General features: G+C 44.0%; 24 protein-coding genes. 22 read left to right on the forward strand and 2 right to left on the reverse strand.

From position 1 onward, the window contains the following. Positions 1 to 7: 7 nt before the first annotated feature. The 8 genes from ABIN22_RS10155 (at position 8) to ABIN22_RS10190 (ending at position 7,684) form a co-directional block, all read left to right on the forward strand. Positions 8 to 1,585, forward strand: coding sequence for an N-acyl-D-amino-acid deacylase family protein (locus ABIN22_RS10155; protein WP_346908368.1), 1,578 nt, complete (start codon positions 8 to 10; stop codon positions 1,583 to 1,585). A gap of 62 nt (positions 1,586 to 1,647) precedes the next feature. Then, positions 1,648 to 2,580, forward strand: coding sequence for a carbon-nitrogen hydrolase family protein (locus ABIN22_RS10160; protein WP_346908370.1), 933 nt, complete (start codon positions 1,648 to 1,650; stop codon positions 2,578 to 2,580). A 57-nt stretch (positions 2,581 to 2,637) separates the two neighbouring features. Continuing rightward, positions 2,638 to 3,645, forward strand: a complete 1,008-nt coding sequence (locus ABIN22_RS10165) for an asparaginase (protein ID WP_346908372.1) — start codon at positions 2,638 to 2,640, stop codon at positions 3,643 to 3,645. A 40-nt stretch (positions 3,646 to 3,685) separates the two neighbouring features. After that, on the forward strand, positions 3,686 to 4,384 hold the full coding sequence (locus ABIN22_RS10170) for an aspartate/glutamate racemase family protein (RefSeq protein ID WP_346908374.1): 699 nt from the start codon (positions 3,686 to 3,688) through the stop codon (positions 4,382 to 4,384). 297 nt (positions 4,385 to 4,681) lie between these two features. Then, complete coding sequence (locus ABIN22_RS10175; protein WP_118618131.1) at positions 4,682 to 5,302, forward strand: TetR/AcrR family transcriptional regulator; 621 nt, start codon at positions 4,682 to 4,684, stop codon at positions 5,300 to 5,302. Positions 5,303 to 5,367: 65 nt separating this feature from the next. Further along, positions 5,368 to 5,994 (forward strand): TetR/AcrR family transcriptional regulator, encoded by a 627-nt coding sequence (locus ABIN22_RS10180; protein WP_346908376.1) that lies wholly within the window; start codon positions 5,368 to 5,370, stop codon positions 5,992 to 5,994. Continuing rightward, a complete protein-coding gene (locus ABIN22_RS10185) occupies positions 5,991 to 6,887 on the forward strand; it encodes an ABC transporter ATP-binding protein (protein WP_346908378.1) in 897 nt (298 codons plus the stop codon). Before ABIN22_RS10180 ends, ABIN22_RS10185 begins: the two co-directional genes overlap by 4 nt. Continuing rightward, positions 6,887 to 7,684, forward strand: coding sequence for a DUF2705 family protein (locus ABIN22_RS10190; RefSeq protein ID WP_346908380.1), 798 nt, complete (start codon positions 6,887 to 6,889; stop codon positions 7,682 to 7,684). Before ABIN22_RS10185 ends, ABIN22_RS10190 begins: the two co-directional genes overlap by 1 nt. A gap of 112 nt (positions 7,685 to 7,796) precedes the next feature. Here the strand turns inward: ABIN22_RS10190 and ABIN22_RS10195 are convergent, their stop codons facing one another. Then, positions 7,797 to 8,735 carry a LysR family transcriptional regulator gene (locus tag ABIN22_RS10195; protein WP_118618137.1) on the reverse strand — a complete coding sequence of 313 codons (939 nt, stop codon included), beginning with the start codon at positions 8,733 to 8,735 and terminating at the stop codon, positions 7,797 to 7,799. Between the two features lie 237 nt (positions 8,736 to 8,972). Here ABIN22_RS10195 and nhaC point away from each other — a divergent pair, with 237 nt between their 5' ends. From nhaC to ABIN22_RS10260, 13 genes are all read left to right on the forward strand, one after another. Continuing rightward, positions 8,973 to 10,430, forward strand: coding sequence for a Na+/H+ antiporter NhaC (gene nhaC, locus ABIN22_RS10200; RefSeq protein ID WP_118618139.1), 1,458 nt, complete (start codon positions 8,973 to 8,975; stop codon positions 10,428 to 10,430). Between the two features lie 21 nt (positions 10,431 to 10,451). Beyond that, complete coding sequence (locus ABIN22_RS10205; protein ID WP_346908383.1) at positions 10,452 to 11,465, forward strand: asparaginase; 1,014 nt, start codon at positions 10,452 to 10,454, stop codon at positions 11,463 to 11,465. A 28-nt stretch (positions 11,466 to 11,493) separates the two neighbouring features. After that, the gene (locus ABIN22_RS10210; protein WP_346908385.1) at positions 11,494 to 12,402 is read left to right on the forward strand and encodes a DMT family transporter; all 909 of its coding nucleotides are present in this window, start codon (positions 11,494 to 11,496) and stop codon (positions 12,400 to 12,402) included. 80 nt (positions 12,403 to 12,482) lie between these two features. Further along, complete coding sequence (locus ABIN22_RS10215) at positions 12,483 to 13,316, forward strand: tyrosine-type recombinase/integrase (protein ID WP_346908387.1); 834 nt, start codon at positions 12,483 to 12,485, stop codon at positions 13,314 to 13,316. Between the two features lie 306 nt (positions 13,317 to 13,622). After that, a complete protein-coding gene (locus ABIN22_RS10220) occupies positions 13,623 to 14,492 on the forward strand; it encodes a helicase associated domain-containing protein (protein WP_118618147.1) in 870 nt (289 codons plus the stop codon). Positions 14,493 to 14,616: 124 nt separating this feature from the next. Beyond that, entirely contained in the window at positions 14,617 to 15,279 is a 663-nt protein-coding gene (locus tag ABIN22_RS10225; protein ID WP_109732996.1) for a response regulator transcription factor, read from the forward strand. Between the two features lie 108 nt (positions 15,280 to 15,387). Continuing rightward, positions 15,388 to 16,308 carry an ABC transporter ATP-binding protein gene (locus tag ABIN22_RS10230; RefSeq protein WP_346908390.1) on the forward strand — a complete coding sequence of 307 codons (921 nt, stop codon included), beginning with the start codon at positions 15,388 to 15,390 and terminating at the stop codon, positions 16,306 to 16,308. Continuing rightward, the gene (locus tag ABIN22_RS10235; RefSeq protein ID WP_346908392.1) at positions 16,301 to 17,107 is read left to right on the forward strand and encodes an ABC transporter permease; all 807 of its coding nucleotides are present in this window, start codon (positions 16,301 to 16,303) and stop codon (positions 17,105 to 17,107) included. Before ABIN22_RS10230 ends, ABIN22_RS10235 begins: the two co-directional genes overlap by 8 nt. A gap of 9 nt (positions 17,108 to 17,116) precedes the next feature. Then, positions 17,117 to 18,013 (forward strand): sensor histidine kinase, encoded by an 897-nt coding sequence (locus ABIN22_RS10240; RefSeq protein WP_109732998.1) that lies wholly within the window; start codon positions 17,117 to 17,119, stop codon positions 18,011 to 18,013. A gap of 67 nt (positions 18,014 to 18,080) precedes the next feature. After that, positions 18,081 to 19,385, forward strand: a complete 1,305-nt coding sequence (locus ABIN22_RS10245) for a DUF6056 family protein (protein WP_346908395.1) — start codon at positions 18,081 to 18,083, stop codon at positions 19,383 to 19,385. 83 nt (positions 19,386 to 19,468) lie between these two features. Beyond that, a complete protein-coding gene (locus tag ABIN22_RS10250) occupies positions 19,469 to 20,098 on the forward strand; it encodes a cytidylate kinase-like family protein (RefSeq protein ID WP_346908397.1) in 630 nt (209 codons plus the stop codon). Between the two features lie 161 nt (positions 20,099 to 20,259). Next, positions 20,260 to 21,645, forward strand: a complete 1,386-nt coding sequence (locus ABIN22_RS10255) for an MATE family efflux transporter (protein ID WP_346908399.1) — start codon at positions 20,260 to 20,262, stop codon at positions 21,643 to 21,645. Between the two features lie 65 nt (positions 21,646 to 21,710). After that, the gene (locus ABIN22_RS10260) at positions 21,711 to 22,898 is read left to right on the forward strand and encodes an MFS transporter (protein WP_346908401.1); all 1,188 of its coding nucleotides are present in this window, start codon (positions 21,711 to 21,713) and stop codon (positions 22,896 to 22,898) included. Between the two features lie 45 nt (positions 22,899 to 22,943). Here the strand turns inward: ABIN22_RS10260 and ABIN22_RS10265 are convergent, their stop codons facing one another. Beyond that, positions 22,944 to 23,351 carry an HTH domain-containing protein gene (locus tag ABIN22_RS10265; protein ID WP_346908403.1) on the reverse strand — a complete coding sequence of 136 codons (408 nt, stop codon included), beginning with the start codon at positions 23,349 to 23,351 and terminating at the stop codon, positions 22,944 to 22,946. Positions 23,352 to 23,662: 311 nt separating this feature from the next. Here ABIN22_RS10265 and ABIN22_RS10270 point away from each other — a divergent pair, with 311 nt between their 5' ends. Next, positions 23,663 to 24,100: a MarR family winged helix-turn-helix transcriptional regulator gene (locus ABIN22_RS10270; RefSeq protein WP_118618157.1), complete on the forward strand. Its 438-nt coding sequence runs from the start codon at positions 23,663 to 23,665 to the stop codon at positions 24,098 to 24,100. Positions 24,101 to 24,117 lie beyond the last annotated feature (17 nt).

Raw genomic sequence — 24,117 nt, forward strand, 5'->3', positions numbered from 1 at the left:
AAAAGATATGTACAGTTACATTATTAAAAATGGACTTATAGTAGACGGAACAAACGAAGTGCCTTATTCTGCAGATATTGCCGTGAAGAATGATACAATCGTTAAAATCGGGTGCATAGAAGAAGAGGCAGAACAGATAATTGATGTTCAGGGGAAAATAGTTACTCCTGGGTTTATTGATATCCATTGCCATTCTGATGCGATAGTGTTCTTTCCAGGAAAAAATGAAAAAAGACTGCGTCAGGGTTTTACAACAGAATTAACGGGAAATTGCGGTATTTCTGCCGCACCGGTAAATTCGGAGTATAAGGAGATGCTGGAAAAGTACTGTGATCCATATTATTCCTGTGTTCCCCTTCCTTATAATTGGAATACATTCGGAGAGTACTTAGATGAAGTGGAGAAGAATAAACCAGTGCTAAACACTGCGGCAATGATAGGGCATGGAAGTCTTAGGATTGCAGTTTCCGGTTTTGAGAATCGTAAGTTGACAGAGGGTGAAATGGAGCAAATGAAATGCCTGTTGAGAGAGGCTTTGGAGGATGGTGCATTTGGTTTGTCTACAGGCCTGATCTATCCACCGGGAATTTTTGCAGATGAGGAAGAAATTTTGGAACTGGCAAAGGTCGTAAAGGAGTATGACGGAATGTATGCCTCCCATATGAGAAGTGAGAGCGGCGGTTTGATTGAGGCGGTGCAGGAAACGATAAAAATTGCACGTTTTACTGAGGTAAATACAGAGATCTCACATCATAAGGCGAATGGAAAGAAGAACCACGGAAAAGTAAAAAAGACCCTGGAGATCATTGCAGAGGCACAGGCAGAGGGGATTCCGGTTCACTGTGATGTCTATCCTTATGATGCTGCAAGTACAAATTTCAATTCTGTTCTTCCGCCCTGGGCTATGGAAGGCGGAGTAGAGAAACTGCTGCTTCGTCTGGAAGATCAGGAACTCCGTGCAAGGATGATCAGGGATATGAAGAATGAAGAGCCGGATTATGAGAGCTTTTATCAGCTTGCTGGATGGGACAAAATCATAATTAATGAGTGTGAGATAAAGGCTTATGAAGGGAAAACAGTAGAAGAGATTGCGTGCATGCAGGCGAAAGACCCGTTTGAAACAGCGCTGGACATCATAAAAGAGAGCCGGAATAATGTGATGATGATTATATTTTCTATGGATTCACAGGATGTGGCAAGGGTTTTACATAGTCCATATTCTATCCTATGTACAGATGGTTTTGCATCTCCGGGGAAAACCCATCCCAGATATTTTTCCTCCTTTATCCGTGTATTGGAAAAATATGTGAAAGAGGAGCATCTCCTCTCTTTGCCGGAAGCGATTTATAAAATGACAAAGATGCCTGCCGATAAAATCGGAATCAGTGACAGAGGCAGGTTATTAGAAGGATGCAAGGCAGATATACTGGTTCTGGATTTGAAAAAGATACACGACAACTCGAATTATAATGCCCATGACGCCCTGGCAGATGGCGTGGATTATGTCATGATTAATGGACAGCCTGCAGTTGAAAAGGGAGTTTGGCATCCTATCTGTGCAGGAAAGGTATTGAGAAGAAAATAGGAACAGAATGTAAACAATATACTGGCCAACAGAATGGTTTATGTTAGAAGGAGAGGTATACGATGCAGGACTTTAAAAACCGATTTTGCAAAATAGCTGTAGTACAGGCGGAACCTGTAATGTTTGATAAAGAGGAAACTGTAAAAAAAGCGCTGGAGTATATTAAAGAAGCAGCAGAAAACGAGGCTCAGTTTGTTGTCTTTCCCGAGTCTTTCATTCCCTGTTATCCATATGGGATGAGTTTTGGATTTACCATAGGGGCACGTACGTCTCAGGGAAGAGCGGACTGGAAGCGTTATTATGACAATGCGGTTGTTGTTCCGGGCAAAGAAACGGAGCAGTTCGGTGAGGCAGCAGAAAAGTATGGGGTTTATATTAGCATTGGAATTACAGAGCGTGATGCTGTAAATACAACACTGTACTGTACTAACCTGCTCTTTTCACCTGATGGCAGGCTTGCTGCAAAACACCGCAAGTTAAAGCCTACAGGGGCAGAACGTTATATATGGGGGGATGGCTATGATGGTCTTTTCCCTGTCGTGGAAACTCCCTGGGGACCAGTGGGAACTCTGATCTGTTGGGAAAATTATATGCCCCTTGCCAGAGTCGCTTTATACGAAAAAGGAACGGCTATTTATCTGGCACCCAATACCAATGATAATACGGAGTGGTTTGACACCATACGGCATATTGCCATTGAAGGCCATTGTTATGTGATAAATGCTGATCAGTATGTGACCAAACAGGCGTATCCGGGAGATCTACACGCACAGGAGGAAATCAGCAGGATTCCGGATATAGTGATAAAAGGAGGAAGCTGTGTTATTGATCCTTATGGACATTATTTAGAAGAACCTGTATGGAACAGAGAGGCTATTATTTACGCAGACCTGGATATGGAGGCAGTGCCGGCAAGCAGAATGGAATTTGACGGAACAGGTCATTACTCCAGACCGGATGTTTTAAAACTGCAGGTTAGAGAACCGGAACTGTGATAAAAAAGTGGAAAGTCATATTTGCGCTGCCTGTTTGGCGGCGGAATGGAGAGTATCATGAAGAAAATTCTAATCATCAATACAGGAGGCACCTTTTCATCTGTAGAAAACGGAAGTGGACTTGCACCGGGAATTTCCGGAGAACAGATTACTGACTTACTCAGTCCCGAGCCTGATATGTGCAGACTTAAAATAGAAGATTATTGTTCCCTTGACAGTGCCAATATCTCACCTGATGACTGGAGGAAAATCAGCCAAAGAATCAGCCGTGCAGCAGAGGCCTGCGATGGAGTTGTTATCATCCACGGAACTGACGTTATGGCCTATACAGCATCTATGCTTTCTTTTATGTTGCTGCACGTGCCTATTCCGGTTATCCTGACCGGAAGCCAACTGCCTCTGTTTGCTTCAATGACCGATGCAGTGGACAATTTTCAGAGCGCTGTGCAGATGGCATTGACCGGGAAAAAGGGTGTTTATGTTGTATTTAGCCGTAAAATCATGCTGGGTTGCAGGACCTCAAAGGTAAGGACTGTCAGTTTTGATGCATTTGAAAGTATCAATTATCCGCAGGCTGGCGAATTTAATGCTAAGGGCCTCCAATTGAACGAAAGTGTTTTACCCGGGCAGGAGGGAAGTTTTTCTTTGTGTCCTGTATATTCAGACAAGATTGCGGTGCTCAAGGTATTTCCAGGGATTAGTCCGGATATTTTTTCCTATCTGTATGATAAAGGATATGAAGGTGTGTTTATTGAAGGCTTTGGATTAGGAGGGGTTCCTTTTATGAAGAATAACTTGCTCAGAGAAATAGACAGAGCGTCTGCAAAAGGGATGCCAATTCTGGTAGGAAGCCAGTGTCGCTATGAGGGAAGCGATTTGAGTGTATATGAAACCGGGCAGAGAGTGAAAGCCTGCGGAGGGATTCCTGTTTATGACATGACGCAGGAGGCTACAGTGACCAAACTTATGTGGTGTCTGGGACAGACAAAAGACAGGGGAGAAATCCAAAGGTTTTTCCAAACAAATTTTGTGAATGAAGTTACTCTGACGTGCAAAAATAAATAATCCAGATAATAAAACAGAAAAAGACAAGGAGGAAGTTGTCATGAGAAAATTAGGTTTAATTGGAGGAGTTGGACCGGAAGCTACGATCCCTTATTACCACGGTATCGTTTACGGTGTACAGAAGGAAATGAATGAGTCCGTATTTCCTCATCTTACAATTGAAAGCTTGAGCTGCTTTGAACTTATCCCTATGAGTGCACAGGGAAAGCGCAAAGAATTAAAGGAATATCTGCTGTCCGGAGTACAAAGTCTGGTTGCCGCGGGAGCGGATTTTGGCGCACTTGCCTGCAACACAGCTCATATGGTATTCGAGGAACTGAAAGCAGAGTGCCCCATTCCACTGGTGAGTATCATCGACGTAACTCTTGCTGAGGCACAACGGCTTGGTATAAAAAAAGCAGGACTGCTGGGCACAGAAGCTACGATGAATGACGATTTTTTCAGCCGTCCTTTCGAAGAAGCCGGAATTAAAATTGTGACGCCCGGAGAAGAAGAAAAAACGGCCATAGCAAAAAAGATTTTCGAGGAGTTGGAACTTGGGATTGTAAAATCGGAAACAATAAACCTATTCTGTGGTATTGTAGACCGTATGGTAAAAGATGATGAAATAGAAGCCATTATCCTAGGCTGTACAGAAATTCCTTTGGTGTTTCAAGATGTCACCCTGCCGGTCCCCCGTCTGGATACTATGGAAATCCATATCAAAGCATTGGTCAAAGAGATCCTTGCTGATACATAAAGCTGTATTGTGAACTTCATACTCATTCCACTGTAAAGAACAGAATATTGTTTCCATCCACAAGCAGAGGAAATTCTACCGTTTTTTTACATATAGAAAGAGGGTATCGCTCAATCATCTTTTTGCTGATTTTGCGACACCCTCTTTTTTGCCTAAACATAAAGTGTTTTTTTATTTTTATATAGCAAGGGGTTGCAAAAAATAGTCAATGGTTTATTCTGTTTATAAGGATTGACCAATAAAGTCAGTTCTAAGTACCGCAGCTTTAAGCAGGGCGGACAGGCAGGGAGGGGCCACATGAACGACAAATTTTATTTGCTTGAGGAAGAAAAACAGCTGAAGATTATAAATGCAGCTATGGAAGTATTCGGAAAAAATGAATACAAGAAAGCTTCCACCGATTTGATTGCGGCAAAGGCTGGAATTTCAAAAGGGTTATTATTTTATTATTTTCATAATAAGAAAGAATTATATATGTTTATTTATAATTACCTGATTGAAATTATGAAGGAACAGGTTGCAGATAAGAAGTTTCTGGAGTTAACTGATTTTTTTGAGCTTTTAGAATATGCTGCGACAGGTAAGGTATGGATTCTCGACAAGAATCCATACATCATGGACTTTACAATGAGGGCGTTCTATTCTGAAAAAGAATGTGTTTCGGATGACTTAAAATCTGTAAATACGAAGCAGGAAGAGATCATGTACCAGACATACTTTGGACATATAGAAACTTATAAGTTTAAAGATGGGATCGATCCATTTAAGGTGTTTAAGATGCTCCGCTGGATGGGAGACGGCTATATCCACGATATACAGATGTCAGGGAGGGGATTCAATATCAATGAGCTGCTGAAAGAATTCAATGAGTGGATGGACATGATGAAAAGGCTTGTGTATAAGGAGGAATATCAATAAATTTATAGAAGGGGGTTGTAAAAAATAGTCAATCCTGTATTCTTGAAAGTACTGGAAAGGAGAGCATGATGAATGAAAAGTTTTATGCACTTCCAGAGGAACGGCAGCAGGGTATTCTGAATGCCGGTATGGAGGTGTTTTCAAAAAATGCATATAAAAATGCATCCACTGATCTGATTGCAGCAAAAGCAGGAATATCAAAGGGACTCCTGTTTTATTATTTCCACAACAAGAAGGAATTGTATATGTACATATATGATTACCTGGCCGAAGTGATGAAAGCCCAGATTATAGATACCGGATTCCGGAAGCTGACAGACTTTTTTGAGATACTCAAGTACTCGGCAGACAAAAAGGTAGCCATGCTGCGGAAGAATCCATACATTATGGATTTCGCCATGAGGGCCTTCTATTCTGATAAGGAGGCTGTGTCGGAAGAAGTAAAAAGGATGAATGATCGTCTGGAAGATTCTTTATACCACATATACTTTGGGAATATTGATCTGTTTAAGTTCAAAGAAGGAGCAGAACCATACCGGATTTATAAGATGGTACGGTGGATGGCAGATGGTTACGCACATGATGTGCGGATATCCGGCAGGTCATTTGAGCTGGATGAGATGGAAGCGGAATTTAATGATTGGATAGACATGATGAGAAGGCTTGTGTATAAGGAGGAATATCAGATATGAGTGTAATTGAGATCAGCCATATTACGAAAGACTATGGGAAAGGCCGGGGCGTTTTTGATGTGAGCTTTTCAGTGAATCAGGGAGAAGTGCTGGGGTTTCTGGGGCCCAACGGTGCGGGGAAGACAACAACCATCCGCCAGTTGATGGGATTTATGAAACCGGACAGCGGAAAGCTGTCCATTATGGGGATGGACTGCTTCAAAAATACAGAGAAAATACAGAAATCTGTTGGGTATCTGCCGGGCGAAATTGCCTTTATAGATTCTATGAATGGAATGGAGTTTATACGTTTTGTGGCTAAGATGAAGAAGATGAAAGGGCTGGGGCGGGCAGAAGAACTCATGGAGATGTTCGGACTCAATGCGTCCGGGAGACTCAAAAAAATGTCAAAAGGAATGAAACAGAAGATAGGAATTGTCTGTGCATTTATGGACCCGGAGGCTGATATCATGATTCTGGATGAGCCAACATCTGGTTTGGATCCTCTCATGCAGAACCGTTTCGTAGAGCTGATCCTTTCAGAAAAGAAACAGGGGAAAACGATATTGATGTCTTCACACATGTTTGAGGAGATTGAACGCACATGTGACCGCGCTGCGATTATCAGGAGCGGACGGCTGGCTGCTGTGGAAGAGATTGAGAAGCTGAAAGAAGGCCGTCAGAAGGTGATTGAAGTTACGTTTAAAGAATCCCCGATGGCGGAAGAATTCGCCGCGGCCTTCCCGAGAGCTGTTTATCAGCCGGGGGGCAAAATTGTGACAGTCAAGGTTGGAAAGAATCTGGATGCATTTATCAAAAAGGCCGGAGAATATACGGTGACGGACTTTAATGTGCGGACCCAGAGCCTGGAAGAGTTCTTTATGCATTTTTACGGAGAGGGGGCAGACAAGTAATGAATACAACACTGTTTAAAAAAGAAATCAAATCGAACTGGCTGCTGCTTGTTATTTTTCTGGCGGTGCTTAGTGTGTACGGGAGCATGATTACAATTATGTTTGACCCGAAAATGGGGGACAGCTTAAAGCTGATGGCAGAAAGTATGCCGCAGATGTTCGCGGCCTTTGGCATGAATAATCCCGGAACAACATTGCTGCAGTTTGTTTCAAGTTATTTGTACGGCTGGCTTTTTATTGGTTTCCCCGGGGTGTTTATCATCATTCTGACAAACAGGCTGGCATCAAAATATGTGGACAATGGATCAATGGCATATCTGCTGGCCGCGCCGGTAAAGCGCTGGAAGATTATGCTGACACAGGCAGTTTTCATGTTATTATGCCTTGTGATTATGGTTGGATTTGTGACAGCACTGATACTTGCGTTTAGTGAAGGTATGTTTCCGGGGGAAATGGAAGTCAAGGCTTTTCTGCGGGTGAATATCGGTCTGTTGGGGCTGTTGGTGTTTTTAGGCGGCATAGGGTTCTGTGCATCCTGTTTTTGCAACGAAACGAAATACTCATCGGCAGTCAGCACGACAGTTTTAGTGTATTCCCTTCTGGCGCAGATGATTTCGAGAGTTGGGGATAAATTTGAAAATCTGAAGTATGCCACGCCTCTGACTTTGTTTGATGTTGATGGACTAGGGGCAGGAGACAGTCAGGCGTGGGCAGTATGCTGCATATTGTATGCGGCCGGGATCATTCTCATTGGAATTGGGATCGTGCGGTTTAGTAAGAGGGACCTGCCGCTTTGAACCGGGGGGACAGGAAATAAGGACACAGTAAAAGAATACAGAAAGTATGAAGAAAGGCATGACCGGGAGCACTTCGGTCGTGCCTTTTCAGATTAAAAAATACGCCTTCGTCTTATTTTGCGGTATCTCCTGCCTGTTCCGAGACCATTGCTTCCAGATATTTCAAAAAATGTGCAACAATCGGCGCCGGCCGGTATCCTTTCCTGCATATATAATAATACTCCCAGTCAACATTGATATCCGGAAGCGGCAATGCAGTCAGAAACGGATGCAGTTCCTCCACATGAAGCTGCGTGGTTCCGATAAAAATACCATCTGAATTGCCGATAAAATTATACATAAAGCGCATACTGTCGGTGAAGATGGTCTGCTCGAACTGATCATAAAATGGGAAACCGGCAACCAGATTATAGTCATCAAGTAAATTATCATCGTAATCCGTGCGGAAAACCGGATACTTGTAAAAGTCTTTGAGATGGAGTTCTGATTTTTCCAACAGGGGATGGCCTTTGCGCAATATTGCATAAGATCTGGTCCGGAACAGAAAGTGATGTACGATATCTCTTTTCTTTAAATCTTTGATCCATTCCATATTCTCTGAGGCCAGTACGGCTATGATTCCAACATCCACTTTTCTTGTAACCACATCGATAATGACCTGAGCGCTGTCTTTTTCATATAGATGGAGTGCATACTTCTTATCTTTCAGATAATCCTGACTAAATTCTACTAGCGCCTTTGCCACAAATGCAGCCCGGTCACTGGAGAATTTCAAAATCTGCGTCTGTGGCTGCTGCTGGGGAATATGAAGCTGCTGGATATTCTCCAGTTCCTGAATAATCGTTTGGGCCGATACAAGGAACTGCCTTCCCTCGTCTGTAGGCCTGACCCCTTTCCTGTCACGGATAAAAATGCTGTAGCCAAGCTCTGTTTCCAGATCTTTGATTGCATTGCTGAGCGCTGGCTGTGAAATAAATAGTGCCTGCGATGTTTTATTAAAGGATCCTTGTCTTGAAATTTCTATGACATATCGTAACTGTTGTATATTCAAACTCTCATCTCCCTTGATTCCTGTAAAGGAATGTGAATTGTATACATCATATCATAAAAAAATCAAAAGTAAAAGTAGAAGAGTATGAATGATTTTGTAAAATAGATTCATTTTTCTGATAACAGGTATAAGAAATAGAAATTGGTAAGAAAAATATCTTCTGTAGTATGATTAAACACAAGAGATGCAGTGAAGAAACAGGCAACATGAAAGAGAAAAGAAAGCAGGAGGGAATTTATGGAGAACAAAACAAAAACACAAAAGGAAAAGCGGCTGCCCCTGTTCTGGGAAGCGCTCATACCAATCGCTGCCCTGATTGTCTTACTGGTCTATGGAAAAGGAATTAAGAACTATTCTGTAGAGGCACTTCTCATAATTGCAGCAGCGATTGCCGCTATTATCGGGAAACGGACCGGACACACATGGGAGGATATGGAACAGGAGGTTGGCAACAAGATTAAATCAGCCTTTGGGGCAATTATGATTTTATTATCTGTCGGCCTGATTATCGGCAGCTGGATTCTGTCCGGCAGTATTCCGATGATGATCTATTATGGTGTGAAGATTATTAACCCACATATGCTTCTAACTACGGCGTTTGTCGTATGCGCTGTAATTTCGGTAGTTACCGGAACTTCGTGGGGGTCCGTCGGGACAATGGGCGTGGCGATCATGGGAATTGCCGGCGCACTTGGTGTGTCACTGCCAGTGGCGGCAGGTGCTGTGATCTCAGGGGCATACTTCGGGGATAAGATATCACCGCTGTCCGATACAACCAATCTGGCTCCTATGGTATCAGGCTGCTCTTTATACGACCATATTAAACATCAACTGTGGACGATAGTGCCTCCTACCATTATCTGCCTGATCGTTTATACTGTTCTGGGACTCAGCGGAAGTGTTACCGGTTCAGTTAATGCAGAAAATGTGGAACTTATGCTCGGACAGCTGGATCAATTATTTAATTTTAATATTTTCCTTCTTTTGCCGGCAGTCATTGTGCTGGGAGGTTCTCTGCTGCGTCTGCCAACTACTCCGATCATGGTCATCTCGGTAGGCGTTGCCAGTGTGGAAAGCATGATCTTCCAGCATGCGTCACTGGGTGATGTGTTATCCGCGATGATCAATGGATTTAATCTGGACTTACTTCATGTTCCGGGTTTCGATATGGTTGGCGTCGTACCTGAAATCAATACCCTGCTTGTGCGGGGAGGGCTGTCCAGTATGATGAGTACCATTCAGCTGCTTCTGGTAGCCCTGACATTTGCAGGGATTCTAGTTGCATCGGGCAGTACAGAGGTCCTGCTTGGAAAACTGCTCCAGTGTGTTAAGAGTACAGGCGGCCTAATTGCGTCAACTCTGTTTGCTACAGCCGGACTGGCGTTTACGGTTGGTTCAACCTATCTTACGATCATCCTTCCGGGTGAATTATTCCGGGATGTATATAAAAAAAGAGGGCTGGCGGCTGAAAACCTTTCACGGTCTTTGGAGGATGCCGGCACAGTGATTATGCCACTGGTTCCCTGGTCGACAAGCGGAGTCTTTATGGCATCTACATTAGGAGTTTCGGTAATATCTTATCTGCCGTGGTCATTTTTATGCTATTTGTGCATCATATTTGCACTTATTTATGGATTCACCGGTATCGGTATTAAAAAGATACCGGAAGGAGAAAAGACTGCTGGGCAAAGTTAGTTTATGCAAAGGAGAATGATTATGAATGCAGGAGAAGTATTAGCCATCGGATGGCGGGGCAGCTATGAGGATCTTTGTTTTACCGGACACATTCTGGTAGTAGATTCTAATGGAAAAATCGTATACAGTGCAGGAGATTCGGAAAAGATTGTGTTTGCCCGGTCTTCTGCCAAACTTTTTCAGGCAATGGTTGTTCTGGAAAGTGGCGCTTCCGATTATTATGGCATTACAAATAAGGAGTTATCTTTAATCTGTTCGTCGCACAGCGGTGAAGATTATCATGTGGAGGCAGTACGGGAGATCTTAAAAAAAGCGGGACTGGATGAAAGCTATCTGCAGTGCGGCACGCACTACCCTATGTATCAGCCGCTTGCGGATAAGATGCACCGTGAAGGGACCGAGCCTATTCCGGCACAGGAAATGTGCTCTGGTAAACACGCAGGCATGCTGGTCACCTCGAAATATCTGGGGGATAGCCTGGATGATTATTATCTGCCATCTCATCCCCACCAGCAGAGAATTCTAAAAACGATCAGCGAGATGTGCGATTATCCCATAGAAAAGATCGGGCTTGGTATTGATGGCTGCGGGGTTCCGGTCCATGCTATGCCAATGTACCATTTTGCACTTGGATTTGCACGAATGAGCCGTCCGGAAGTTCTACAGGAAAAACGCAGGAAAGCGTCCGAAAGAATTGTGGAGGCGATTCAGGAGTACCCCCTTTATATCTCTGGCACAGGACGTCCAGATGCAAGGATTAACGCCCTGTCCCGCAAAAATGTGTTCAGCAAGTCTGGTGCAGATGGATACTATGGGCTTGGTATCAAAGATAAGGGGCTTGGTATCGCAATTAAGCTGGACTGCGGTATCGGTCCGGTCAGGGACGCGGTTGTCGTGGAGACACTGCGTCAGCTGGGGGAAATACAGGATAATGAATTGGAGAGTTTCATTCCTGAGACGGAGATGAATGTCTATAATTTCAAGAAAGAAATCGTGGGACAGACACACTGCTGTTTTAAGCTTAAGAGGGTATAACTGTCTGATGGGGGAGAAATGAGTGGCTATGAATGACAGAGATAAAGGAAAAGCGAAGAAGAGCGGAGGGAGTATTCTTATTATCATGGCCGGAATCTTGTGGGCGACAATGGGGGTTTTTGTCCGGCAGCTTACCGGATATGGCCTTACGGCCATCCAGATATCCACCCTCAGGCTGACAGTGGCGGCGATGGGATATATAGTGATTATGCTGATAAAGTATCCTGTAGGATTTCGGATTTCCTGGAAAGATATCCCCCTGTTTATAAGTTTGGGAGTGTGCGGACTCGCAATTGTTACATGTACCAATTTTACTGCCATCCAGATGATGTCGATGTCGACGGCATCCATTCTGATGTACACTTCCCCTATATGGGTGATGCTGATGTCGATCGTGTTTTTTCATGAAAAGGTGACTAAAAGAAAGCTGGCAGCCCTGAGCATGGCATTTCTCGGATGTATACTGGTATCGGGCAGCGGAGGAGGCCTTGTGACACCGTCCGGCATCCTGCTTGGAATCATATCTGGCATTTCTTATGGTTCCTACAGTATTATAGGGACAATCGCCCTGCGGAAATATCCTCCGCTTGTGGTAACTACCTATAGTTTTCTATTTGCGGCAATTGCTATGTGCATTATCTCCAGACCCTCGGAGTTTGTAGTCATTTTTACTACATCTCCGGGACGTCCGGGCCTGCTGGCTTGGTCTGTGGCACTGGGGGTTGTTACAGCTCTTGTCCCACATTTGATATATACGATAGGACTAAAGACGACGCCTGCAAGTAAAGCTGCAATCCTCGCAACGATTGAACCGATGATGACCACACTCTTTGGTGCGGTCATTTACAGAGAGCCACTGACGATGGGGGCTGCACTTGGGATTCTCTGTATTCTGGGAGCCGTTATGATTCTTAATTTAAGCGTATCAGAAAAATAAAATAATGCCTCGGAAACAGTCGTTTACGATTCCGTATAATGGGAATGATATGAACAAATATAATTCTCAGGAGGAAAAGTATGTACAGATTGAGTCCGGAAGATCTTCTTTCATTTGAAAAACATTTGACTGAAGAAGAAAAAAGTAAGGCAACCACTGAAAAATATTTGAGGGATATCCGTTGCTTTAGACATTTCCTACAGGATGGGGACATCAGCAAAGAGCAGACGATTGCATATAAAAAGTACCTGTTAGAAAGATATGCTCCCTCTAGTGTGAATTCCATGCTGGTATCACTTAATTGTTTTCTGCGTTATGCCGGTAAACAGGAATTCTGTGTGAAATTATTGAAGGTCCAGAGGCAGATCTTTGCCACGGAAGATAAAGAACTGAACAGGCAGGAGTACCAGCGTCTTGTAAAAGCGGCCGGGGATACACGGATGTCATATATTATCAGGACTATCTGCGGTACGGGAATCAGGGTAAGTGAACTGGAATATATCACGGCAGAGGCTGTCAGGGCCGGTAAGGCCACTGTCCGGTGTAAAAGCAAAACAAGGGTCATCTTCATACCGGCAATGGTACAAAAAATATTATTTAAGTTCATAAAAAAAACCGGCCACAAAACCGGCCCTGTATTTGTGAGTAGAAGTGGGAAACCTCTCAGCCGGAAAAATATCTGGAGGGATATGAAAGCATTATGTTTAAAAGCGAAAGTGGCTGAGAATAAGGTTTTTCCACATAATCTCCGCCATTTATTTGCGAGAACATTTTACTCTGTTGAGAAAGATATCGTGAGGCTGGCTGATCTGCTGGGACACAGCAGCATTAACACGACCCGGGTGTATACGATAGAAACAGGTGAACAGCATATGGATTGTTTGGATCGTGTACAAATGTGTCTGATGACATAATGTCAATTATGTCATCCAGTATGTCATTTATATAGTAAATATCTTTGATTATTATAGCATTGACGGACTGTCAGCTCAACTTTGGACAGAGAAAATGAAAGAAAATAATAAGATTTACATATGTGTAATATTTCGTTTCACTGAAATGGGCACAAAAATGAAGCCATCAAGCGGACCTTGAAAAGCGGTGGCTTCATTTTTGCGCCTCTTTTTGCAATTTTATTGGCGGCATTCAATCTTTAGTAATCTGACCATACTGGTATGAAGACATAATTGACATTATGTCTTCCGGTGCGGGAGGATAAAATGGAGTCGAGAATATACAGGAAACAAACCTGGGATGAATGGTATCTGTGTGCGAAAGATTATTTTGAAGAACATGGGGATCTGCTTGTGCCCTCCAATTATATAACAGCGGACGGCTATCGTCTGGGACGTTGGATTGAGCGGCAGCGAGCGCGGTTTAATGGGCTTCTTGCCAGCCCAATCTATCATGATGAACAAATTGCCCTGGAAAGTATCGGGATGGTCTGGAAGCTGGAGGACAGACTTGAATGGGACAAATGGATTTCTCTGGCAGAAGGGTATTATCGGCAATATGGAAATCTGGAAGTTAATACCGAATATGTAGCAGATGGGTACCGGCTCGGGTATTGGCTTAGGGAACAGAGGAAAAAGCGGAAATCCGGGAAATTGACGGAAAAGCAGATTAGAGATTTGGACCGGTACAAAATGATCTGGAGCTGCTATGAAAGAAGGAGCTGGAATAACTGGTATTCTATGGCAGAAGAATATTTTCTGGAAAACGGGAATCTGCTGATTCCGCTGAGTTATAGGACTAAGGGAGGGGAACGGCTGGGAATATGGATTTTTGTCCAGCGGGAAAGGTACAGCCAGAAAGGAGGGCGCAAGCCTCTTAACAAGGAACAGATTCAGGCACTAGAGAGGATTTTGATGGTCTGGGAACTTGATAATGTGCGGGAGGAAAAGTGGACGGCCATGTATCAGTGGGTAAGTGAATATAAAAGAGAATATGGCCGTCTGCCTCTGGGAAGAGAATTGAAGGCTCCGGACGGGCGAAGTATGGGAAACTGGATATCTGTGCAAAGAAAGGCTCTGAAGCAGGGGAAGATGTCTGTGGCTAAAGCAAAGCAGTTGGAGACTCTGGAAATCTGAGCAATCAGCGTCCTGATGAAAGCGTATCCGGTGATTTATAAGTTGTATCCCGGAGCCTGTTTGTGGTATCATACCCATAATGACGATTTGATTATTAGGTTAGAATTATAAAGAGGAAAAGGCTATGCAGTCAATATTAATTATAGAAGATGATCCCAATATCAATAACATGGTTGCTGAATATCTACAGGAGAACAATTACACGTGTACCCAGGCGTTTTCAGGCAGTGAGGGTGCACTCCGCTTTTCGATGGAGACTTATGACCTGATTCTGCTGGACCTGATGCTCCCGGGGCAGACGGGGGAAGAGTTGATTCATACATTTGCAGGTAAAGTTCCGGTCATTGTGCTCTCTGCAAAAAATGAGCTGGACAGTAAAGTAGAGCTGCTCTCGTCGGGAGCTAATGACTATATCTGTAAACCCTTTGATCTTCGTGAACTTCTTGTGCGCATTCAGGTACAGCTTCGCAGTTCGCAGTCATTTGATTCAGGGAGTATCCTTCATTATAAGGAATGGACGCTCAGCCCGGATACTCAGGAGATGACCGTTGCAGGAAAGAATATAGATTTTACAAAACATGAATTTAAAATACTGGAATTATTATGCAAGCATCCGAAAAAGGTATTTACCAAACAGGTGATCTATGAATATGCATGGGGTGACGAGTATTTTATAGAAGATAAGACGATCAATGTACACATCAGTAATATCCGTTCAAAACTGAAACCAACTGGGACGGAAACTTATATCCAGACTGTATGGGGGATGGGCTTTAAACTTTCTTAAACTTTTCTTTGCGTTTTTTGAATTTTGCGGGGCTACACTATAATTACATCAAAGGATGAGAGTGTGTTTCGAGAAGGAATGCGCTCTGAAGCAAAGAAAGGAGCTGCCATGAATACAGAATATGCAGTCAGAACGAAAAATTTAAGTAAGATATACGGCGCGAAAGCAGCCGTGAGCCATCTCAATATGGAAGTAAGAGCGGGAGATATCTACGGCTTTATCGGCCGCAATGGTTCCGGCAAGTCTACCACACTGAAAATGTGCTGCGGGCTCGTCCATCCCACGGAGGGGGAAATCTCTCTTTATGGTTTGCCTGTAAAGAACCAGACAGCACGTCGCAGAGTCGGAATGCTTATAGAGGATGCGGGCCTGTATCCCCATATGACAGCCAGAGATAACATGATCCTGAAGGCAAAGTGCCTGGGGCTCACGGATGAAAAGAGTGTAGATAAGATTCTGGAGCTTATGAATCTGTCTCATACAGGAAAAAAGAAGATCCGGCAGTTTTCAATGGGAATGAAACAGAGGCTGGGAATCGCGATGGCCCTTCTCGGTAATCCAGACCTTCTGATTCTTGATGAGCCGATCAATGGTCTGGACCCGGAGGGGATCAGGGAAGTCAGGGAAAGTCTCATCAGGCTGAATGAAGAAGCGGGGAAGACGATCCTGATTAGTTCGCATATCCTGGGGGAACTCAGTAAACTTGCAACCTGTTACGGGATTATCAAGGAGGGGGAGCTGATCCAGCAGATTTCCAGAGAAAAATTAGAAGAGAAGTGTAAAGATTATCTGGAGCTTCAAGTGGACAATGCGGATAGAACCGCGGCGCTTTTGTCAGAACATTATCCCAAGATTCATTATGAAGTATCTGGCAGAAACCAGCTTCAGGTTTTTGATTTCACGGAATCGGGCCTGCTTACGGCAATGCTTGTACAGAACGGGATTCTTGTTCATTCGTGCAGCCTGCACAGGATGGATTTGGAACAGTATTTTCTGGAACTGATGGAAGGGGGTGTGCAGTATGCTTAATCTTCTTCGCACGGACCTATACCGTGTCTTCCGCAGCAAAAGTTTTTATATATGTTTTGGGATACTCGTATTTATCAATATCGTGACCTTTGGCATCCTGTTTATCATCACAAATCCATCGACCAGAGACCTGATCCTCCAGTTCGGGGCAGAGCTTTCAGCAGATGCCTCCGACATTGAGTCATCTCTGGCAAATACAACGATTCTGGAGATATTCCGGCAGGGAACAGTGAGCGGCGGCTTTCTTTCCGTTACGACAGGGGTTTTTGGTGCACTCTTTATATGCATGGATTTCGAGAGCGGGTTTATTAAGAACATTATGGCTGCCCATGAGAATAAGTGGGATTATGTTCTGGGTAAAGCAGGTACTTTCTTCATTGTTAATTTCCTGTACCTTACAGGTACTTTTCTGGTTACGCTGCTGTTAAATATTATCAGCGGAGGCTTTTTTGAATATTCAGGGTTAGAAGACATTCTGTATTATCTGTTCTCAGCCTGGGTTATCGTAAATGCTTTCTCAGCACTCATAATGCTAATCTGCATGATTACCCGCAGTAAGGCGGCGGGGGTAGCCGGGGCCATCTGTTTAAACAGCGGACTCGTCGTTATGATACTCAGCAGTGTGTTCGGACTGTTTGGACTAGGGTGGATTTTTGACTACAGTTTATATTTGACTCTTGCTTCTCTGCCAAGTGCGTTTCAGGGAGAATATGGTTTGAGGCCATTTATTACCGGAGCTGCTTTTTTTGTACTGTATACTGTTATCAGCGAGATTGTGCTGGCGAAAAAAGATATTTAAGGAGGTTAGATGCGGATGAAATTTCTGATTGCAGTACTGCTTATTGTGACTGCAGTACTGTCTGCCCTGATTATCCTCTATATCAGGGAGGTTAAGCATCTGTATAAACAGCTTGACCAGCTGGAAGCGGGCAGCCATATAGAGCTGACCTCGAACACAAGGAACCGGGCATTTTTGCGGCTTTATACGAAACTGAACCATATCTTTGCGGATGTCAGCGGCGAAAAACAGAAATATCTGCGGTCCCAGACAGAACTGAAACAGTCTATATCCAATATTGCGCATGATATCCGAACCCCGCTTACCAGTGCGTCGGGTTACCTGCAGATGCTGCAGGACTGTACGGAATCTGAGAAGCAGCTTCGCTATGAGCGGATTATTGAAAGACGGATTGCGGAACTAAAGGATATGCTGGAGGAATTGTTTTTATATACGAAGCTTACCAGCGGTGAGTTTTCACCCGACTGCCGCAGGACTGCGGTGTTCCCGATTCTGAGTGACTGTATGATTGGCCTGTTTCATGTGTTCGAGGAGAAACAAATAGAACCGGATATCCGGTTTGAGAATGAAGAAATCTGTGTCTTCGCAGCAGAGGAAATTCTTGGCCGCATCTTCCGTAATCTGATCAATAACGCATTGATACATGGTTTGGGCGGACTGAGTATTGTTCAGAAGGGGACGGCATTTACGTTTTCGAACCCGGTGCAGAATGCTTCAGTAATTGACCCTGACAGAATCTTCGACCGATTCTATAAAGCTGACCCGGCCCGGCAGAAACATTCTTCCGGGCTGGGCCTTGCGATTGTAAAGGAACTGTGTGGGAAGATAGGTGGAACAGCAGAAGCGGCCATTGTGGACGGGCAGTTTCTGGCGATCACCGTCCGTTTTCAGCCGGCAGATGAATAAGCTGCCGGCTATCGGTATGTATATTGGTTTTAGGCGAGTCTGGCATAAAGTATGAGGAGAGATAAGTATGAATGTAATAAGAAAGACAGGGAGAAGAGTCCAGAGGTTCGGAATACGTAATTCGGTCTATATTGAGAGAATCGTTCTGGTATTATTATGTTTAGGGCTGTGTCTATTTCATTATAATGTCAGGGAGTATAGAGCGGATACGGTCGTATTTAAGAGCTATCTGGAACAATATGGATTTCTGGATTTCCTTATCTGGCGTTCACAGACATGGTCAGGCAGGCTGATTCTGGAGGGGGCGCTTTATATTATACTGAAACAGCCCTATGTGGTGTTTGCTGTTTTGGACGGTCTGATTATTCTGGGAACGGTATATGCACTGCGGTCGCTGCTTGCGTGGAAACGGTTTGAAACAACTGTATTTATGGCACTGTTGTTTATATTTCCGGCAGATGGCCTTGTCGAAGTCGGGATCCAGCCCGGTGCGATTAACTATATCTGGGCGCTGGCTGCTGCAATTGCTGCCCTAATTCCAATTAGAATGCTGTTTCAGGACCAGAAAGTCAAATGGTATCACTATGCAGGATATGGCGTCGCGGCACTATTTGGCTGTAATATGGAGCAGACAGCTGCAATTGTTTTTTGTTTCTATTTTTTGGCTGCTGTATATTTCTTTCAGCTTAGGAAGGTTAAGCCGATCCTGTTTTCTCAAATGGCAGTCAGCCTTTTATCTTTAGTTTTTCTAATGACCTGCAAGGGGAATGCGGCGAGGCTTGAGCAGGAGATTTCTTCTTACTGGCACGGGTTTGGGGAACTATCCGTAATTGATAAGCTCTGGAACGGCTGGTTTACTACAGTCAATTACTTTTATGCCGCGAGGGATATTCCATTTATTTTATTTATAGTGGTTCTATGTGTGTGGCTTTGGATGAAATATCGAAGAGTGAACATATTTACTGTGTGCGGAACTATACCATTTTTGTACCGGGCCGGCATCTGGGCAGGGAAAATTCCAGATGCTCTGTTTGGCACGCAAATTCGGAAATGGGCTGCCGGTGTATATTATGAAAATGGCGATCTGGAGGCACCGCCACAGCCGGTCTATCCACAGATTATATTGTATACGATACTTACACTGATGATTCTGGTGGCTGTCTGTGGAAGCTTTATGTCTGCAAGAAAGACTCTGTTATTGGTTCTCATCTTATCGGCCGGACTTGCCACACGCCTGCTTATGGGATTTTCACCGACTCTGCTTGCATCAGGGACCAGAACATTCTTCTTTATGGATACAGCGCTGTGTATCGGAATTGTCTGGTATATCAGAGAAATATGGGATTTATTAATATCAGTTAATTTCAATTAAAAGCTTGTTATAATCTGACAAAATAAGTATAATAGTAGTAAGAACTGATGGACGTAAATCATGAAGGAAGGAGCTGAATGAATATGTCAAAGAATGTAATCATCACAATCGGGCGGCAGTTTGGAAGCGGCGGACGTGAAATCGGGTCGATGCTTGCGGAAAGATTGAATCTCCCGCTGTATGACAAAAATCTGGTGGAACTGGCGGCGGAGAAACTGGACATCAGCGAGGATACAGCAGATTCCGTGGATGAAACGGCTTTAAGCGGGTTTTTATCTACATATGCCTATGCACCCGGAACGATTATGCCATATGTAGGGAGAGTGGATTATCTCGAGCCGATCAATGATAAGATGTTCTATGCACAGGCAGGGATTATACGTGAACTGGCGAAAAAGGGACCTGCAATCTTTATCGGAAGATGTGCCGACTATGTACTGGATGGAAAGGCGGAATGCCTCAATGTTTTTATCTGTGCAGACAAGGCAGACAGGATTAAAAGGACAATGGAACTTTTTGACCTGACAGAGAAGAAGGCCGCTGACAAGGTAAAAAAGATGGACAGAGAACGACGCTATTACTATGAGACATATACCGGAAAGGACTGGGGATCTGTCGGCTCCCACGATCTGGTCCTGAATGTAAGCAGAATGGGAATGGAACGGGCAGCAAAGGATCTGGAGCTGATATATAAAGGGATGATTGAGGATTAAGTGCAGTGTATTTCCTGACATAGATGCCGTGCACAGGGGTGCACGGCATTTGCATGTGTAATAGTGGAAAGTTCTCTTAATAAGGTAGACATTATGAAAAGGATACGTTAAAATAATCACAGTATGTACAGTAAGATAAGGAAAAAGGGAGAGATTTTTCTATGTTAACAGGTATGAAGAAGCTATTCGCCCCGGTAGATATGACTGAAGGGAATCCGGGTAAGAAGATTGTGGCATTCACAATTCCGATGCTGATCGGCAATATTGCCCAGCAGCTATATAATACAGCAGACAGCATCATTGTAGGCAGGTTCGTAGGGGACAATGCACTGGCAGCAGTTGGAAGTGCAGGACCTATACTGAACCTGCTGCTTGTGTTGTTCGTTGGGATTTCTGTCGGGGTCGGAATCATGGTGTCGCAGTATTTTGGCGCGAAGCAGAGAGAAGCGCTGTCAAAAACAATTGGATGCTGTATTACGCTGACGGTTATTACAACGGTTCTTGTCATGGCGGTTACCCCGTTTGTTACAATGCCGCTTCTAAGACTTTTGCGTACGCCGGACAGTATCATCGGGTGGTGCAATAATTATCTGATGATCTTGTTCATGGGAATTGTAGGGTGTGCCTTTTATAACATTCTGGGTGGTATTTTAAGAGGTCTGGGAGATTCCGTTTCCGCCCTGGTGTATCTCCTCGTTGCGACAGTTATCAACATTGTTTTAGACTACATATTTGTGGCGAAGTTCGGACTTGGGGTGGCCGGAGTTGCACTGGCTACAGTAATTGCCCAGATGATCTCTGCGGTTTTATCATTTATGAAATTATGCCGGATGAAAGAGGTTTTTGATATGAAAAAAGAATATCTGATTCCGGAGAAGAAGTATTCCTGGGACCTGGTCCGTCTGGGACTGCCATCTGGTGTGACTCAGGCAATCTTTTCTTTGTCCATGATTGTTGTGCAGTCACTGACTAACAGCTTTGGGGAATTGTTTATAGCGGCCAATGTCATTGTCATGCGTGTGGATGGATTCGCGATGATGCCGGCATTCTCGTTTGGGACTGCGATGACGACATATTCCGGACAAAATGTAGGCGCCAGAAAGATGGACAGAGTGGTCAGAGGAGCAAGGCAGGGAACCGGGATAGCGGTGATGACATCGGCCGTGATTACGCTCCTGATTCTATTATTCGGACGATACCTGATGGCGATCTTTACAGAGACGCCGGAACTCGTGGAATTAAGCTTTTCTATGATGAAGATACTGGCAGCCGGTTATATAGCGATGGAAGTGACGCAGTGCCTGTCCGGTGTTATGAGAGGTGCCGGAGATACGGTTACTCCAATGTGGATTTCAATGGTGACGACGGTTGTCATCCGCGTGCCTCTTGCCTACGGTCTGGCATATTTTACAAGATCAGCTGCACATCCAAATGGAGATAGTGCGTGTATCTTTATCTCTCTCCTGATATCATGGGTACTCGGGGCATGTATTACATTTATTTGTTACCGCGCGGGACGATGGAAGAAAAAAGTGATTGCGGATTAAAAGGAAAACATAGAGAAAGGGCGGCGGTCAGGGGAAAAATCAATTTCTGACCGTCAAGATACTACATGACGAAATCATACAAATATACTATTTATTCCTGCTATGTAGGATATATTACTCAGGCAATAGTTAACAATTTAGGACCGCTTCTGTTCCTTACTTTTCAGCAGCAGTTTTCGATTTCTGTTGAGAGGATTGGATTCCTTATCACAATGAATTTCGGAATCCAGTTGATCGTAGATCTGCTTGCCGCAAAATATGTGGACAGGATTGGCTACCGTGTCTGCATGGTATTTGCGCACTTTATGGCAGCAGCAGGACTGATCGGGATGGGGATCTTCCCATTTTTGTTTCCCACCCCTTATGCGGGATTAATGGCGGCGATTACCCTAAACGGAATTGGCGGTGGGCTGCTGGAGGTACTGGTAAGCCCGATTGTTGAGGCTGCGCCGACGGGGGCAAAAGAGAAGGCAATGAGCCTTCTGCATTCCTTTTACTGCTTCGGGCATGTGGGAGTCGTAATTCTGTCTACATTGGGATTCAAGCTCATAGGAATGGAAAACTGGAGATATCTCCCGATGATCTGGGCGGTTCTGCCATTTTTGAATGCATTTGTTTTTATGAGGGTTCCGATCAGCGTACTGGTCGAGGAAGAGAACCGTATTCCAATTAAAAAGCTTTTGTCCATGCGGATATTCTGGCTGTTCTTTGTTCTGATGCTGTGTGCCGGGGCTTCCGAGCAGGCAATGTCCCAGTGGGCATCCTATTTTGCCGAGAGCAGCCTGCATGTTTCTAAAACAGTGGGAGACCTGCTCGGACCCTGCTCCTTTGCGCTTCTGATGGGAGTGTCCCGTGTCTTTTACGGGAAATGCGGAGAACGGATTAAACTGGAGAAGTTTATATTTATGAGCAGTGTGCTCTGCGTCGCAAGCTATCTGCTGGCGGTTTTTGCACCGATACCGATTGTCAGTCTTCTTGGCTGTGCCCTCTGCGGGCTCTCTGTCGGGATCATGTGGCCCGGTACTTTCAGTATAGCTGCCAGAGAATGCGCACAGGGTGGAACCGCCATGTTTGCTTTTCTTGCCCTTGCAGGGGATGCCGGCTGCATGTCCGGCCCGGGGCTTGTTGGTGTGGTAGCTGACCATACCTCGAAATGGGGACTGAAGGGCGGCTTATTTGCAGCAATCATCTTCCCAGTGTGCATCGCGGCAATATTCTTGATAAGAAAAGAAAAAAAGAATGCTCCTGCTTAGGAGAATTAAAAAATCCCCGGTGATTCATTTGCCGGGGATCTTGCTTCAAAGCCTCTTATCTCTTACCAATGTTACATATAAGAGCATCAAATTCATTGATAAATCATAACCATTCGGATAGTTCCTGGGATCAGCAAGAAATGTTTCAAATTCAGCTTCTGTTAAATGAAGATAGTTTGCAATTGCCTTATTTGAAACCATAAAATACCATGTCAGCATTGCTGCCAGATCTTTTAAATAATTTATATTTGTGGTATCCTCCATATATAATTCACTCAAAAAAGCAAGGACATATGTAAGTTCCTGATATTCTTCTCTGGTTAGAGTTTCCTTTTTGCGGCATTTCTCAAGCAGTTCTGCCGGTACACCGGCAGCCTTGCTTAATGTTTCATCGGTAAAGCCATCTGAATAAAACTGATCTAATAAAGACCAGATATCTGCGTTCGTAATCATGTAATTCTCACTTTCTATATTTTATAATATATTTCTTCAGGAGATACTTTCTAATCCGTTATCATTATTATATAAACAGATTACCAGATATTATAAAAACCCGTCAATCTATTTTGCGGCAGACAAGACTTGTGTTATGAATATAATATGTTAACTGTCTAATTATTTTTTGGAAGAAATTATTAAAAAACTGTGAAATCTATCACTTTATATTGACTTTTTTATATAATACTACTAATATAACCGTTAGACGTCTAACTAATTTATGGTTAGCGGTGTTTTGAAAATGCTTAAAGAAAGGAGCGCTGAGGATGAATTGTGACATGGAGCATATGCCTACTGTGGGAATTATGGGCCAGATTATGCATTTGAGTATGAAGAAAGCGACTCAGTTATTCGATAAGTTTGATTTAAAGCCGGGTCAGGCGGGGATACTTTTTATGCTGAATAAGTCGGGCGGCCTTTCACAGCGGGAGATGGCGAAGTTTATGAATGTGACACCACCGTCGATTACGAATACAATCCAGAAGATGGAAAAGATGGACTATATCAGGCGGAGCCCGGATGAAAAGGATCAAAGGATTATGCGGCTTAGTCTGACTGAAAAAGGGGAAGCCTGTCTTAAGAATATTAAAACCGTGGCGGCAGAGATGGATGAACAGATATTCAACGGGCTGAGTCAGGAAGAAAAGCTGCTGATGAGAAGACTCTTACTGCAGATGAGAGATAACCTCATGGAAATATCTTGAAAATAACGGGGTATGCA

This window comes from Faecalicatena orotica, from assembly GCF_905197545.1.
Classification (GTDB): Bacteria; Bacillota; Clostridia; order Lachnospirales; family Lachnospiraceae; genus Faecalicatena_A; species Faecalicatena_A orotica.

Excerpts from the sequence above, each read along its gene's own strand:
- ABIN22_RS10155 (WP_346908368.1), top strand. The coding sequence starts at position 8 with ATGTACAGTTACATTATTAAAAATGGACTTATAGTAGACGGAACAAAC.
- ABIN22_RS10160 (WP_346908370.1), top strand. The coding sequence starts at position 1,648 with ATGCAGGACTTTAAAAACCGATTTTGCAAAATAGCTGTAGTACAGGCG.
- ABIN22_RS10165 (WP_346908372.1), top strand. The coding sequence starts at position 2,638 with ATGAAGAAAATTCTAATCATCAATACAGGAGGCACCTTTTCATCTGTA.
- ABIN22_RS10170 (WP_346908374.1), top strand. The coding sequence starts at position 3,686 with ATGAGAAAATTAGGTTTAATTGGAGGAGTTGGACCGGAAGCTACGATC.
- ABIN22_RS10175 (WP_118618131.1), top strand. The coding sequence starts at position 4,682 with ATGAACGACAAATTTTATTTGCTTGAGGAAGAAAAACAGCTGAAGATT.
- ABIN22_RS10180 (WP_346908376.1), top strand. The coding sequence starts at position 5,368 with ATGATGAATGAAAAGTTTTATGCACTTCCAGAGGAACGGCAGCAGGGT.
- ABIN22_RS10185 (WP_346908378.1), top strand. The coding sequence starts at position 5,991 with ATGAGTGTAATTGAGATCAGCCATATTACGAAAGACTATGGGAAAGGC.
- ABIN22_RS10190 (WP_346908380.1), top strand. The coding sequence starts at position 6,887 with ATGAATACAACACTGTTTAAAAAAGAAATCAAATCGAACTGGCTGCTG.
- nhaC (WP_118618139.1), top strand. The coding sequence starts at position 8,973 with ATGGAGAACAAAACAAAAACACAAAAGGAAAAGCGGCTGCCCCTGTTC.
- ABIN22_RS10205 (WP_346908383.1), top strand. The coding sequence starts at position 10,452 with ATGAATGCAGGAGAAGTATTAGCCATCGGATGGCGGGGCAGCTATGAG.
- ABIN22_RS10210 (WP_346908385.1), top strand. The coding sequence starts at position 11,494 with ATGAATGACAGAGATAAAGGAAAAGCGAAGAAGAGCGGAGGGAGTATT.
- ABIN22_RS10215 (WP_346908387.1), top strand. The coding sequence starts at position 12,483 with ATGTACAGATTGAGTCCGGAAGATCTTCTTTCATTTGAAAAACATTTG.
- ABIN22_RS10220 (WP_118618147.1), top strand. The coding sequence starts at position 13,623 with ATGGAGTCGAGAATATACAGGAAACAAACCTGGGATGAATGGTATCTG.
- ABIN22_RS10225 (WP_109732996.1), top strand. The coding sequence starts at position 14,617 with ATGCAGTCAATATTAATTATAGAAGATGATCCCAATATCAATAACATG.
- ABIN22_RS10230 (WP_346908390.1), top strand. The coding sequence starts at position 15,388 with ATGAATACAGAATATGCAGTCAGAACGAAAAATTTAAGTAAGATATAC.
- ABIN22_RS10235 (WP_346908392.1), top strand. The coding sequence starts at position 16,301 with ATGCTTAATCTTCTTCGCACGGACCTATACCGTGTCTTCCGCAGCAAA.
- ABIN22_RS10240 (WP_109732998.1), top strand. The coding sequence starts at position 17,117 with ATGCGGATGAAATTTCTGATTGCAGTACTGCTTATTGTGACTGCAGTA.
- ABIN22_RS10245 (WP_346908395.1), top strand. The coding sequence starts at position 18,081 with ATGAATGTAATAAGAAAGACAGGGAGAAGAGTCCAGAGGTTCGGAATA.
- ABIN22_RS10250 (WP_346908397.1), top strand. The coding sequence starts at position 19,469 with ATGTCAAAGAATGTAATCATCACAATCGGGCGGCAGTTTGGAAGCGGC.
- ABIN22_RS10255 (WP_346908399.1), top strand. The coding sequence starts at position 20,260 with ATGTTAACAGGTATGAAGAAGCTATTCGCCCCGGTAGATATGACTGAA.
- ABIN22_RS10260 (WP_346908401.1), top strand. The coding sequence starts at position 21,711 with ATGACGAAATCATACAAATATACTATTTATTCCTGCTATGTAGGATAT.
- ABIN22_RS10265 (WP_346908403.1), bottom strand. The coding sequence starts at position 23,351 with ATGATTACGAACGCAGATATCTGGTCTTTATTAGATCAGTTTTATTCA.
- ABIN22_RS10270 (WP_118618157.1), top strand. The coding sequence starts at position 23,663 with ATGAATTGTGACATGGAGCATATGCCTACTGTGGGAATTATGGGCCAG.